Annotated in this window: 12 protein-coding genes and 1 pseudogene; 11 read left to right on the plus strand and 2 right to left on the minus strand. The window is 51.8% G+C overall.

The window, feature by feature from the left end; all coding sequences use genetic code 11:
* Positions 1–31 precede the first annotated feature (31 nt).
* Positions 32–952 carry an agmatinase gene (gene speB / locus AC07P6_RS04455; RefSeq protein WP_112217192.1) on the plus strand — a complete coding sequence of 307 codons (921 nt, stop codon included), beginning with the start codon at positions 32–34 and terminating at the stop codon, positions 950–952.
* 220 nt (positions 953–1,172) lie between these two features.
* Here the strand turns inward: speB and loiP are convergent, their stop codons facing one another.
* A complete protein-coding gene (gene loiP / locus AC07P6_RS04460) occupies positions 1,173–1,931 on the minus strand; it encodes a metalloprotease LoiP (protein WP_478315730.1) in 759 nt (252 codons plus the stop codon).
* 279 nt (positions 1,932–2,210) lie between these two features.
* Here loiP and tkt point away from each other — a divergent pair, with 279 nt between their 5' ends.
* The 7 genes from tkt (at position 2,211) to AC07P6_RS04495 (ending at position 9,887) form a co-directional block, all read left to right on the plus strand.
* On the plus strand, positions 2,211–4,202 hold the full coding sequence (gene tkt / locus AC07P6_RS04465; RefSeq protein WP_478315731.1) for a transketolase: 1,992 nt from the start codon (positions 2,211–2,213) through the stop codon (positions 4,200–4,202).
* 328 nt (positions 4,203–4,530) lie between these two features.
* Complete coding sequence (gene cmtB / locus AC07P6_RS04470; RefSeq protein WP_304253544.1) at positions 4,531–4,974, plus strand: PTS mannitol transporter subunit IIA; 444 nt, start codon at positions 4,531–4,533, stop codon at positions 4,972–4,974.
* Positions 4,975–5,001: 27 nt separating this feature from the next.
* Positions 5,002–6,378, plus strand: a complete 1,377-nt coding sequence (locus AC07P6_RS04475) for a PTS mannitol transporter subunit IIBC (protein WP_478315732.1) — start codon at positions 5,002–5,004, stop codon at positions 6,376–6,378.
* A 25-nt stretch (positions 6,379–6,403) separates the two neighbouring features.
* Positions 6,404–7,681 carry a zinc-binding dehydrogenase gene (locus AC07P6_RS04480; protein WP_182234904.1) on the plus strand — a complete coding sequence of 426 codons (1,278 nt, stop codon included), beginning with the start codon at positions 6,404–6,406 and terminating at the stop codon, positions 7,679–7,681.
* On the plus strand, positions 7,678–8,649 hold the full coding sequence (glpX, locus tag AC07P6_RS04485; protein ID WP_478315733.1) for a class II fructose-bisphosphatase: 972 nt from the start codon (positions 7,678–7,680) through the stop codon (positions 8,647–8,649). Before AC07P6_RS04480 ends, glpX begins: the two co-directional genes overlap by 4 nt.
* Positions 8,650–8,664: 15 nt before the next feature.
* The gene (locus AC07P6_RS04490) at positions 8,665–9,174 is read left to right on the plus strand and encodes an MltR family transcriptional regulator (protein ID WP_112216562.1); all 510 of its coding nucleotides are present in this window, start codon (positions 8,665–8,667) and stop codon (positions 9,172–9,174) included.
* A complete protein-coding gene (locus AC07P6_RS04495; protein ID WP_434661552.1) occupies positions 9,171–9,887 on the plus strand; it encodes a nucleoside/nucleotide kinase family protein in 717 nt (238 codons plus the stop codon). The genes AC07P6_RS04490 and AC07P6_RS04495 overlap by 4 nt, the downstream gene beginning before the upstream one ends.
* Before the next feature lie 47 nt (positions 9,888–9,934).
* Here the strand turns inward: AC07P6_RS04495 and AC07P6_RS04500 are convergent.
* Positions 9,935–10,024 (minus strand): annotated as a pseudogene (locus AC07P6_RS04500) (prohibitin family protein); the annotation flags it as partial.
* 274 nt (positions 10,025–10,298) lie between these two features.
* Between AC07P6_RS04500 and epd the strand changes: the two are divergent.
* The 3 genes from epd (at position 10,299) to fbaA (ending at position 13,710) form a co-directional block, all read left to right on the plus strand.
* Positions 10,299–11,318, plus strand: a complete 1,020-nt coding sequence (gene epd / locus AC07P6_RS04505; RefSeq protein ID WP_182234900.1) for an erythrose-4-phosphate dehydrogenase — start codon at positions 10,299–10,301, stop codon at positions 11,316–11,318.
* A 51-nt stretch (positions 11,319–11,369) separates the two neighbouring features.
* Positions 11,370–12,533, plus strand: a complete 1,164-nt coding sequence (gene pgk / locus AC07P6_RS04510) for a phosphoglycerate kinase (protein ID WP_110276741.1) — start codon at positions 11,370–11,372, stop codon at positions 12,531–12,533.
* 97 nt (positions 12,534–12,630) lie between these two features.
* On the plus strand, positions 12,631–13,710 hold the full coding sequence (gene fbaA, locus AC07P6_RS04515; protein WP_112216558.1) for a class II fructose-bisphosphate aldolase: 1,080 nt from the start codon (positions 12,631–12,633) through the stop codon (positions 13,708–13,710).
* Positions 13,711–13,852 lie beyond the last annotated feature (142 nt).

Here is a 13,852-nt window from a genome sequence, read left to right on the forward strand (position 1 = left end):
TTACCAAGACGGCAAAAAAGAGGTCATACCCATGAGCACCTTAGGTCATCAATACGATAACTCCCTGGTATCCAACGCATTTGGTTTTCTGCGTCTGCCGCTGAACTTCCAGCCGTACGACAGCGATGCTGACTGGGTGATTACCGGCGTCCCGTTTGATATGGCGACTTCCGGGCGCGCGGGCGGCCGTCACGGTCCGGCGGCGATCCGTCAGGTGTCGACTAACCTCGCGTGGGAGCACAACCGCTTCCCGTGGAACTTTGATATGCGTGAGCGTCTCAACGTGGTTGACTGTGGCGATCTGGTTTATGCCTTCGGCGATGCGCGTGAGATGAGCGAAAAGCTGCAGGCCCACGCGGAAAGATTGCTGGCTGCGGGTAAACGCATGCTCTCCTTCGGCGGTGACCATTTCGTGACGTTGCCGCTGCTGCGCGCGCACGCTAAGCACTTCGGCAAAATGGCGCTGGTGCACTTCGATGCTCACACCGATACCTATGCAAACGGCTGCGAATTCGACCACGGCACCATGTTTTATACTGCGCCGAACGAAGGTCTGATCGACCCGAATCATTCGGTGCAGATCGGCATTCGTACCGAGTTTGATAAAGATAACGGCTTCACGGTGCTGGATGCGGGTCAGGTTAATGATCGGACCGCTGACGATGTGATTGCCCAGGTTAAGCAGATCGTCGGCGATATGCCGGTCTATCTGACCTTTGATATCGACTGCCTGGATCCGGCATTCGCACCGGGTACCGGTACGCCAGTGATCGGTGGCCTGACTTCAGATCGCGCGATCAAACTGGTGCGCGGCCTGAAGGACCTGAATATTGTCGGCATGGACGTGGTGGAAGTGGCTCCGGCTTACGATCAGTCCGAAATCACTGCGCTGGCGGCGGCGACTCTGGCGCTGGAGATGCTGTATATCCAGGCGGCGAAGAAAGGCGAATAATCACAGGAATCGCCCGGCGGCGCTGCGCTTGCACGGGCCTACAGATAATCGCGGATCTTGTAGGCTGGGTAAGGCGTTAGCCGCCACCCGGCATGAATCCGGGCGCAATGTCTAAAACGGGTTTGTCATCACCAGGTATGCCGGATAGCGCTAATGCTATCCGGCTTGCATGATGAGCTTTGCCAAAAATATCTGATATGGCTTGCTGATGGGGCGGCGGTTACTTAATGCCGTCCGCAGCCATTCGATCGCGAATATGCTGAGCACGCGCTTCTGATGCCGGGTGATCGTCAAACATTGAGCTTTGGCGACCGGCTTCCAGCTTGGCTAATTTTTCGAAGCTGGTGGCCAGGCCCGCTGGGTTAATCCCGCGTTTACGCAGCAGATCGTAAGAGTAGTCGTCTGCTTCAGATTCCTGGCGCTGGGAGAATTGTGAATTCACCAGTTTTTCACCCAGATCGCCCAGTTGCGACTGCGAGAGACTGCCGACAATGCCGCCAGCTGAGGCCGCCGCTGCGCGCACCGCGTTGGTACCCAGCGCGACCTGCATCCCTTTCTTCACATGACCGAGCGCCACGTGACCCGTTTCATGGCCGATGACTGCTTCAACTTCATTATCATTCATCAAATCCATTAGCCCGCTATAGACGCGAATACAGCCGTTGGCCATGGCAAATGCGTTGACGTCTTTGGTTTGGTACACCTTGTAGTTCACCGGCTGGCCGTTAATGTTGTCGCCCAGCGCGGCGGCGATTTTGCTGAGGCGCTTACTGTATTCACTGCTGGCAGGCGCGATGGTGGCTTTGGCGTCCATCTCCTGACAGGCTTTGTCGCTTAAGGTTTTAACCTGCTCGTCGCTGAGGGAGTAAGCCTGCCAGGCTTCTGCGCCAGAGCCGAGCAGGGCGTTAGAGTCCATGTTCTGGCACCCGGTAAGCGTTGCTGCGATCCCAAGGGCAAGAATAGCTGAACGAATTTTCATTTTTTATCTTCCACAATCTTATGGTTATTTATCCGAAAAAACGGCGATAGCAGGCCTGCCGTATCCTATACAAATTATAAATACTATCTCAGTATGCGGGCGAGAGGATTACGGTGCAGCATAACGTGTTCCAGAGATTTCTTAAGCGGCAAAAGGATGCTCCATGTACATGTTTTGCCGCTTAGGTTACATTGTTCACACTTTTTTCCGGCGTAGCCCAAAACGCGCTGTCGTCAAGTCGTTGCGGGCATGGCCTTCATTATCCGATCTGGAGTCAAAATGTCCTCACGTAAAGAGCTTGCCAACGCTATTCGTGCGCTGAGCATGGACGCAGTACAGAAAGCCAAATCCGGTCACCCGGGTGCCCCGATGGGTATGGCTGACATTGCTGAAGTCCTGTGGCGTGATTTCCTGAACCATAACCCGCAGAACCCATTATGGGCTGACCGCGACCGCTTTGTGCTGTCCAACGGTCACGGCTCTATGCTGATCTATAGCCTGCTGCACCTCACCGGTTATGATCTGCCGATTGAAGAGCTGAAAAACTTCCGCCAACTGCACTCTAAAACGCCGGGTCACCCGGAAGTGGGTTACACCGCGGGTGTTGAAACCACTACCGGTCCGCTGGGTCAGGGGATTGCCAATGCGGTGGGTATGGCGATTGCGGAGAAAACGCTGGCGGCGCAGTTTAACCGTCCGGGCCACGACATTGTTGACCACTTCACTTACGCCTTCATGGGCGACGGCTGCATGATGGAAGGTATCTCTCACGAGGTATGCTCCCTGGCCGGTACCCTGAAACTGGGCAAGCTGGTGGCGTTCTACGACGATAACGGCATCTCCATCGACGGTCACGTTGAAGGCTGGTTCACCGACGACACCGCGAAGCGTTTTGAAGCCTATGGCTGGCACGTTGTTCGTGGTGTGGACGGTCACGATGCTGACTCGATTAAACGTGCAGTGGAAGAAGCGCGTGCAGTTACCGACAAACCGTCTCTGCTGATGTGCAAAACCATCATCGGTTTTGGTTCCCCGAACAAACAGGGCACTCACGACTCCCACGGCGCGCCGCTGGGCGACGCGGAAATCGCGCTGACCCGCGAAGCTTTGGGCTGGAAACACCCGGCCTTTGAAATCCCGTCTGATATCTATGCTCAATGGGATGCGAAAGAAGCCGGTCAGGCGAAAGAAGCCTCCTGGAACGAGAAGTTCGCGGCCTACGCCAAAGCCTTCCCGCAGGAAGCGGCAGAATTCACCCGTCGTATGAAAGGCGATATGCCGTCTGACTTCGATGCGAAAGCGAATGAGTTCATCGCTAAGCTGCAGGCGAATCCGGCGAAAATCGCCAGCCGTAAAGCATCCCAGAATGCGATCGAAGCTTTCGGTCCGTTGCTGCCTGAATTCCTCGGCGGCTCCGCTGACCTGGCACCGTCTAACCTGACCATCTGGTCCGGCTCTAAAGCCATCAACGAAGACACCGCCGGTAACTACATCCACTACGGTGTGCGCGAATTCGGCATGACCGCGATTGCCAACGGTATCTCGCTGCACGGCGGTTTCCTGCCGTACACCTCCACCTTCCTGATGTTCGTCGAATACGCCCGTAACGCGGTGCGTATGGCGGCTCTCATGAAGCAGCGTCAGGTGATGGTCTATACCCACGACTCCATCGGTCTGGGCGAAGATGGCCCGACTCACCAGCCGGTTGAGCAGGTTGCTTCCCTGCGCGTGACCCCGAACATGTCCACATGGCGTCCGTGTGACCAGGTTGAATCCGCTATCGCGTGGAAATACGGCGTTGAGCGTCAGGACGGCCCGACCGCGCTGATCCTCTCCCGTCAGAACCTGGCGCAGCAGGATCGTACCGAAGAGCAGCTGGCGAACGTCGCCCGCGGCGGTTACGTGCTGAAAGATTGCGCTGGCCAGCCAGAGCTGATTTTCATCGCCACCGGTTCAGAAGTTGAGCTGGCGGTAGCTGCTTACGAAAAACTGACTGCCGAAGGCGTGAAGGCGCGCGTGGTTTCCATGCCGTCCACTGACGCATTCGACAAGCAGGATGCGGCTTACCGTGAAGCGGTGCTGCCGAAAGCAGTCTCTGCTCGCGTAGCAGTTGAAGCGGGTATCGCTGACTACTGGTTCAAATACGTGGGCCTGAACGGCGCTATCGTCGGCATGACTACCTTCGGCGAATCTGCTCCGGCTGAGCTGCTGTTTGAAGAGTTTGGCTTCACCGTTGACAACGTAGTCGCCAAAGCGAAAGCGCTGCTGTAATCATTTTTATGATAATAAACGGGTCGCTCAGGCGGCCCGTTTCTTTTGATTGAGACAGTGCTAGCTTTTTTTGTTAGTTGTCATCAAGTCATTAATAGTGACATGCTTCACAAAACGTTAATTTAGTGATTTTTCATATTTGCAATTTAAATCACAAACATAGAGTTGATTTTATTTTTTTAATTATCAACTTGTTGTTTTTGTTCATTTCGTAAAAACCTTCAGCCAGTTCGCATCTCTTTTGTCGCTTATTGATTTCACTGTGCCTCCCGAGTATTTTGTTTTTAACGATAAGCTGTACCCTAGAAATAAAATAAAAGGATGACCTATGCGACTGATTGATTATTTTCCAGAAGCATCAATATCGATAAAGAATTCAGCATCAAGCTGGCAAGAAGCGGTTGATTTTTCAATGTCAGCTTTATTGTCTAATCATTATGTTAGCCCGCAATATGTTCAGGCAATTAAAGACTCTACGTTAACTAACGGGCCTTATTATATTCTGGCTCCCGAAGTGGCAATGCCCCATGCGCGTCCTGAATACGGCGCGTTAAAAACAGGGATGTCATTAACGCTATTGCGAAACCATGTCAGCTTTGGTGAGGACAATGAGCCGATTAAATTATTAATTGGGCTGTCTGCTGCCGATTCAGATTCGCATATTGGTGCGATTCAGGCATTAAGTGAATTATTGTGTGAAGAGGAAAACCTGGCTGCATTGTTGGCGGCTAAATCTGAGAAACAATTAGCGGATATTATCTCCCGCGCATAATCTACTCCCTCCTTTCAGGATATTAATATGGAAAACAAGTCTGCTCGTGCAAAGGTCCAGGCTTTTGGTGGGTTTTTGACTGCCATGGTCATCCCCAATATCGGCGCATTTATTGCCTGGGGGTTTATTACCGCATTATTTATTCCTACTGGCTGGATGCCCAATGAGCATTTTGCCAAAATTGTCGGTCCGATGATCACCTATTTATTACCGGTAATGATTGGCTCAACCGGTGGTCACCTGGTTGGCGGCAAGCGCGGAGCGGTAATGGGCGGCATTGGTTCCATTGGCGTGATTGTTGGCGCTGATATTCCTATGTTCCTTGGTTCCATGATCATGGGCCCGCTCGGTGGCCTGGTGATTAAGCATATTGACCGCCTGCTGGAAAAACGTATTCCTGCCGGTTTCGAAATGGTCATAAATAACTTCTCTCTCGGTATCGCTGGCATGATCTTGTGCCTGCTGGGATTTGAGGTTATCGGCCCGGCAGTTCTTGTCGCCAACAATTTTGTGAAGGAATGCATTGAAGCACTGGTACATGCAGGATATCTGCCGCTGTTATCGGTTATCAACGAACCCGCAAAAATCCTCTTTCTGAACAATGCTATCGATCAGGGTGTCTATTATCCGCTGGGTATGCAACAGGCTGCTGAGACCGGAAAATCGATCTTCTTTATGGTGGCCTCTAACCCCGGCCCAGGGCTGGGCCTGCTGCTCGGGTTTGCCATCTTTGGTAAAGGCATGAGTAAGAAGTCCGTTCCGGGCGCCATGATTATCCATTTCCTTGGCGGTATCCATGAGCTCTATTTCCCTTATGTGTTGATGAAGCCGCTAACTCTGATTGCCATGATCGGCGGTGGAATGACCGGTACCTGGGTCTTTAATTTATTAGGTGGCGGCCTGGTTGCCGGACCGAGTCCTGGCTCAATCTTCGCCTACCTGGCATTAACACCGAAAGGGTCGTTTATCGCCACCATCGCGGGCGTAACGGCGGGAGCTCTGGTGACCTTTATCATGACTTCTTTTATTCTGAAGATGGATAAAAGCATCGAAGTCGAAAAAGAAGATACATTTAGCGAATCTGCTAAAGCGGTAAAAGCGATGAAACGCGAAGGTTCTTTTTCTTACAAGCAAGTTAAACGCGTCGCTTTCGTTTGCGATGCGGGTATGGGCTCCAGCGCGATGGGCGCAACAACTTTCCGTAAACGTCTGGAAAAAGCAGGGCTGGCTATTACCGTCACCCACTATGCCATCGAAAATGTACCGGATGATGCGGATATTATCGTCACTCATGCCAGCCTGGAAGGCCGTGTTAAACGCGTCAGTGATAAACCTTTAATCCTGATTAAAAACTATATCGGCGATCCGCACCTGGACGAGTTGTTTAAAAACCTCAGCGCCTGATTGCTCATTAATTTACGGAGTTAATATGAAAACCAAAGTTGCCGCTATTTATGGCAAGCAGGATGTCCGTATTCGTGAATTCGAACTTCCGCAAATTACCGATAATGAACTGTTGGTGAGCGTAATCTCCGATAGCGTGTGCTTATCTACCTGGAAGGCCGCCGCTTTAGGTAGCGAACATAAGCGCGTTCCCGATGATTTAGAAAATCATCCGGTTATTACCGGTCATGAATGTGCAGGAATTATTGTCGAAGTGGGTAAAAATCTCACTGGCAAATATAAAAAAGGACAGCGATTTGTTTTGCAACCGGCAATGGGACTACCCAGCGGATATTCAGCAGGTTATAGCTATGAATACTTCGGCGGTAACGCAACCTATATGATTATCCCTGAGGTGGCTATTAATCTGGGATGCGTACTGCCATATCACGGTTCTTATTTTGCCGCCGCGTCGCTGGCTGAACCTATGTGTTGCATTATTGGCGCATATAACGCCAATTTCCATACCACGCCTTATGTCTATGAGCATCGGATGGGAATTAAGCCTGGCGGCAATCTGGCGCTGCTGGCATGTGCCGGGCCGATGGGCATTGGCGCGATAGATTATGCTATCAACGGCAACATTGCCCCGGCGCGGGTGGTAGTGGTTGATATTGATGAAAAGCGCCTGGCGCAGGCGCAAAAACTCCTGCCGGTAGAACTGGCTGCCAGTAAAGGAATTGAGCTGGTTTACGTCAATACGCGGGATGTTGCGGATCCGGTACAGGCGCTGCGGGCGCTGACGAATGACGAAGGATTTGACGATGTCTTCGTCTATGCTGCCGTTCCCGCTATCGTGGAAATGGCGGACGATCTGCTGGCAGAAGATGGATGCCTGAACTTCTTTGCCGGTCCTACGGATAAAAACTTTAAAGTCCCGTTTAACTTCTACAACGTGCATTACAACAGCACCCATGTCGTAGGGACCTCCGGCGGCTCAACGGATGACATGCTTGAAGCGATCGCCCTGAGCGCAACTGGACAACTACAGCCTTCATTTATGGTGACGCATATTGGCGGCCTGGATGCGGTGCCGGACACGGTGCTTAATCTGCCCAACATACCTGGCGGCAAAAAGCTGATTTATAACGGCGTGACGATGCCGCTAACGGCGATTACTGATTTTGCTGAGAAAGGTAAAACCGACCCGCTGTTTAAGCAGCTGGCGAAACTGGTAGAAGAGACGCACGGGATCTGGAATGAGCAGGCCGAGAAGTATCTTCTGGCGCACTTTGGCGTTGATATTGGCGAGGTAACGGAATGATGTCACTGGCGTGGCCGCTGCTACGCACTACGGAACAGGCAGCGCTTGCTGCCTGGCCCGAAACGGGGTGCGGGGATAAAAACAAAATTGATGGCCTGGCGGTAAGCGCAATGCGGCAGGCGCTCAATGAGCTTAATTTTCAGGGGCGGATCGTCATCGGAGAGGGGGAAATCGACCATGCTCCCATGTTGTGGATTGGCGAGCAGGTTGGACGTGGCGAGGGGTTGGCTACTGATATTGCCGTCGATCCAATAGAAGGAACCCGAATGGTTGCGATGGGGCAAAGTAATGCGCTGGCGGTCATGGCTTTTGCGCCAGCGGGTTCGCTGCTGCATGCTCCTGATATGTATATGAAAAAGATGGTTGTGGACCGCCGGGCGAAAGGGGCGATTAATCTGCGGCATTCGTTAAGCGAGAACTTATATAGCGTGGCAAAGGCGCTGGACAAGCCTCTGACGGCGTTGCGCATGGTCACGCTGGATAAACCGCGATTACGGCCCGCTATTGATGAGGCAAGAAGCCTTGGGGTGAAAGTTTTTGCTTTGCCGGATGGTGATGTCGCCGCCAGCGTGCAGACCTGCATGGCGGACAATGCTTACGATGTGATGTTCACCATTGGCGGCGCGCCGGAAGGGGTGATATCTGCATGCGCGGTGACCGCTCTGGGTGGGGATATGCAGGCGGAACTTATCGACTTTTGTGAGGCGAAAGGCGACTCGCCTGAGCACCAGCAGATAGCGCTGAAAGAGCGCAGCCGTTGCGATGAGATGGGCGTTAAGGTCAACCATGTGTACCGGCTTGATGATATCGTGAGCCACCGCGATGTTCTGTTCGCTGCAACCGGCGTCACGGGTGGAGATCTGCTGCGTGGAATTCAACGCAGCGCGGGCGGAATTCGCACACAAACAATCCTAATCAGTGGCATAGACCAAACGTGTAATATAGTAGACTCTCTGCATTCCTGGTGATTTATCGAGAAACGAATGACGACGCTAACAGAAGATGACGTGCTGGAGCAATTGGACGCTCAGCAAGATTTACTCTCCTTTATGGCGACTGCAAATACCCTCTTGTTGCAGGCCATCAAGCGTTTTCTGCCCTCGTTGTTCGTTAATAATGATGAAGAGATCGTGGAATATGCAGTGAAGCCGTTACTCGCGCAAAGCGGCCCGCTTGACGATATTGATGTGGCGTTACGACTGATATATGCGCTGGGGAAAATGGACAAATGGCTCTATGCCGATATCACCCACTTTTCGCAGTTTTATCAGTATCTGACTGAACAATGCGATCTTCCCGGATTTGCGGACGAGTTGACCTGGGATTTTATTTGTAATGTAAATAGCATTACGAATAACACCGCATTATATGGCGCGTTGAAATCAATGAAGTTTGCTGATTTCTCTGCGTGGTCAGAAATTCGCTTCATTAATATGGTGAAAACCGCGCTGGCGTTGGCGATAACGACGATATTAAAGGAATTAACGCCGTGAATATAACGCTGAGTATTAATGGGCTGAATGTTGATGCCCGGTACAGTGATGACGAAATTGAGAACGTCCATAAACCTTTACTGCACCGTTTTACCCGATTACATGCTTTAACGCCGAACCGGCGGACCATTATTTTCCTCAGTGCGCCGCCAGGGACAGGGAAATCGACGCTCACGACGTTTTGGGAGTTTTTAGCGCGTCAGGACTCGCATTTGACACCCATCCAGACGCTACCGATGGACGGTTTTCATCGCTATAACACCTGGCTTGAAGAGCATGGGTTACGTAGCTCGAAAGGTGCACCGGAAACGTTCGATGTGACCAAGCTGGCGAAAAATCTTCGCCAGATTCGCGAGGGTGAGGGCGACTGGCCGCAATACGATCGGCAAAAACACGACCCGGTTGAAGCTGCCATTAATGTAAATGCCCCCGTTGTTATCGTTGAGGGCAACTGGCTGCTGCTGGATGATGAGCAGTGGCGTGTACTCGCGGAGTTTTGCGATTTTTCACTGTTTATTAAAGCGCCAGCCAACGCTTTGCGGGATAGGCTGGTTGGACGCAAGCTGGCCGGAGGCCTGTCGCAAGCTGAAGCCGAGGCGTTTTACGAGCGTACCGATGGTCCGAACGTTCGCCGTGTGCTCGAAAACAGCCGGGCTGCAAACCTGACGTTAGAGATGACGGCTGACGGTGCATATAAGATTGCCTGCCCTTGACTCAGGCGAGTGTTGCAAAAAGGGCCGCGATAACGGCCCTGTTTGTATTTAGTTGAGATAAAGGGAACAGTGCCGCCAGGAATCATGGTCTCCGGCAATTTACCATCCCAACGCTCCGCTGTGGTCAGAGCAACAAGACAAAAAGTCCGCTCGCATCGTCTTTGCTATTCGTTACTCGCGTTGCAACTATTCCTTTTAAAATGTGACGTAAGTCAGATAAATGGCTTCTTCAACTGGACAGTCATTCCTTTTATTCCTTGTTTCGCTTATTCTAGCTGAAGCGTTTCAGTCGTCTAAATGTTCGACAATTAATCAATCAGTCGCAGTTTGCGACAGGTAAGGTTTCCCTTAGAGCGTAGCTGCATTACTCTGTCAGCCACCTCATTTCATGGACAGCCTTGCAGGAGACCTATGACCATACGCATTGCGATTAATGGCTTCGGTCGCATCGGGCGTAACGTGGTTCGTGCTTTGTATGAATCCGGGCGTCGTGCGGAAATCACCGTGGTGGCAATCAATGAACTGGCGGATGCTGCCGGCATCGCTCATTTGTTGAAATATGACACCAGCCATGGGCGCTTTGCCTGGGATGTACGCCAGGAGAGAGAGCAGCTGTTTGTCGGCGATGATGCTATTCGCCTGCTGCATGAATCTTCCCTTGAGGCGTTGCCCTGGCGTGAGCTGGCGGTGGATGTGGTGCTTGATTGTACGGGCGTTTACGGCAGCCGTGAACATGGCGAAGCCCATCTTCAGGCTGGCGCGAAGAAAGTGCTCTTTTCACATCCTGGCGGCAACGATCTCGACGCGACGGTTGTTTTTGGCGTCAATCATGATGAACTGCGAGCCGAGCACCGTATCGTCTCCAACGCCTCCTGCACGACCAACTGCATTATTCCGGTCATTAAACTGTTAGATGATGCCTACGGCATAGAGTCAGGAACGGTAACGACGATCCACTCATCAATGAACGATCAGCAGGTCATTGATTCCTGGCATCCGGATTTGCGTCGTACTCGAGCAGCCAGTCAGTCGATTATCCCGGTTGATACTAAGCTTGCTGCGGGGATTACGCGTTTTTTCCCTCAGTTTAACGATCGTTTCGAAGCGATTGCGGTGCGTGTGCCGACCATTAATGTGACGGCTATCGACCTCAGCGTGACGGTGAAGAAACCAGTAAAAGCAAGTGAAGTCAACCAGTTGCTGCAAAAAGCAGCACAGGGTACATTTCATGGTATAGTTGACTATACGGAATTACCGTTAGTCTCGATAGATTTCAACCACGATCCGCATAGCGCCATTGTTGATGGTACGCAAACGCGGGTAAGCGGCGCGCATTTGATCAAAACGCTGGTCTGGTGCGATAACGAATGGGGCTTTGCTAACCGGATGCTCGACACCACGTTAGCGATGGCCGCACAAGGTTTCAGGTAAGGCGCGTAAGCGCTTGCAAAACTTTATCAAGAATCAACGAGAGGATTCACCATGTCTGTAATTAAGATGACCGATCTGGATCTTGCTGGTAAACGCGTTTTTATCCGTGCGGATCTGAACGTACCAGTTAAAGAAGGGAAAGTAACCAGCGATGCGCGTATCCGTGCCTCTCTGCCGACCATCGAACTGGCCCTGAAACAGGGTGCGAAAGTGATGGTAACTTCCCACCTGGGTCGTCCTACCGAAGGCGAGTACAACGAAGAATTCTCTCTGCTGCCGGTTGTTAACTACCTGAAAGACAAACTGTCTAACCCGGTACGTCTGGTTAAAGATTACCTGGACGGCGTTGAAGTGGCCGCTGGTGAACTGGTTGTTCTGGAAAACGTTCGCTTCAACAAAGGCGAAAAGAAAGACGACGAAGCGCTGTCTAAAAAATACGCTGCGCTGTGTGACGTATTCGTAATGGATGCATTCGGTACCGCTCACCGTGCACAAGCTTCTACTCACGGCATCGGTAAATTTGCTGACGTGGCTTGCGCAGGTCCGCTGCTGGCTGAAGAGCTGGATGCATTGGGCAAAGCGCTGAAAGAACCAGCTCGCCCGATGGTCGCTATCGTTGGTGGTTCTAAAGTTTCCACTAAACTGACCGTTCTGGATTCCCTGTCAAAAATCGCTGACCAGTTGATCGTGGGTGGCGGTATCGCTAACACCTTCGTTGCCGCTCAAGGCCACAATGTCGGTAAATCCCTGTACGAAGCAGACCTGGTTGACGAAGCTAAGCGCCTGCTGACAACCTGCGACATCCCGGTCCCGACTGATGTGCGCGTGGCAACCGAGTTCTCAGAAACCGCAGCCGCAACCCTGAAATCTGTTAACGACATCAAAGATGACGAACAGATTCTGGACCTGGGCGACGCTTCTGCACAGCAGCTGGCTGAAATCCTGAAAAATGCCAAAACTATTCTGTGGAATGGTCCGGTTGGCGTGTTTGAATTCCCGAACTTCCGCAAAGGTACTGAAATCGTTGCGAACGCTATCGCTGATAGCGAAGCCTTCTCCATCGCAGGCGGCGGCGATACCCTGGCAGCAATCGACCTGTTTGGCATTGCTGACAAAATCTCCTACATCTCCACTGGCGGCGGCGCATTCCTCGAATTCGTGGAAGGCAAAGTCCTGCCAGCAGTAGCTATGCTCGAAGAGCGCGCTAAGAAGTAATTCAGTTCAGGCGGGGTGACCCGCCTGTTTTTCAGCGCGCTTAAACGCTCGCGAACCTTCTTCAACGGTCGAAGATACAGATACAGGACTACGTAACATGTCTAAAATTTTTGATTTCGTAAAACCGGGCGTCATCACTGGCGACGACGTTCAGAAAGTGTTCCAGGTAGCTAAAGAAAACAACTTTGCTCTGCCAGCAGTAAACTGCGTGGGTACTGATTCCATCAACGCCGTTCTGGAAGCTGCTGCAAAAGTTCGTTCTCCGGTTATCGTTCAGTTCTCTAACGGCGGCGCAGCGTTCATCGCGGGCAAAGGCGTGAAAACTGACGTTCCTCAGGGCGCAGCAATCCTGGGTGCTATCTCTGGTGCGCATCACGTACATCAGATGGCAGAGCACTACGGTGTTCCAGTTATCCTGCACACTGACCACTGCGCTAAGAAACTGCTGCCGTGGATCGACGGTCTGCTGGACGCGGGTGAAAAACACTTCGCAGCTACAGGCAAACCGCTGTTCTCTTCTCACATGATTGACCTGTCTGAAGAAACTCTGCACGAAAACATTGAGATCTGTTCTAAATACCTGGCTCGTATGGCCAAAATGGACATGACTCTGGAAATCGAACTGGGTTGCACCGGTGGCGAAGAAGACGGTGTGGATAACAGCCACATGGACGCTTCTGCACTGTACACCCAGCCGGAAGACGTTGATTACGCTTACACCGAGCTGAGCAAAATCAGCCCGCGTTTCACCATCGCGGCTTCCTTCGGTAACGTACACGGCGTTTATAAGCCGGGTAACGTGGTACTGACCCCGACTATCCTGCGCGATTCTCAGGACTATGTTTCTAAGAAACATAACCTGCCGCACAACAGCCTGAACTTCGTCTTCCACGGCGGTTCCGGTTCTTCTGCTCAGGAAATCAAAGACTCCGTAAGCTACGGCGTAGTGAAAATGAACATCGATACCGACACCCAATGGGCGACCTGGGAAGGTATTCTGGGCTACTACAAAACGAACGAAGCTTACCTGCAGGGCCAGTTGGGTAACCCGAAAGGCGAAGACCAGCCGAACAAAAAATACTACGATCCGCGCGCATGGCTGCGTGCTGCTCAGGTGACCATGGTGGCACGTCTGGAGCAGGCATTTAAAGAACTGAACGCGATCGACGTTCTGTAAGAAAACGCTGTTTCTTACTCTGAAGCCCGCAGAAATGCGGGCTTTTTTATTATCTGAACGACATGAAATGTTGCTAAATAAATGTGATCAGTTTGGCAAAACGTACACTTTTTGTTTACCCTTAACCTACCTGTTATTTCAG

The organism is Klebsiella sp. GFKo11, from assembly GCF_056490265.1.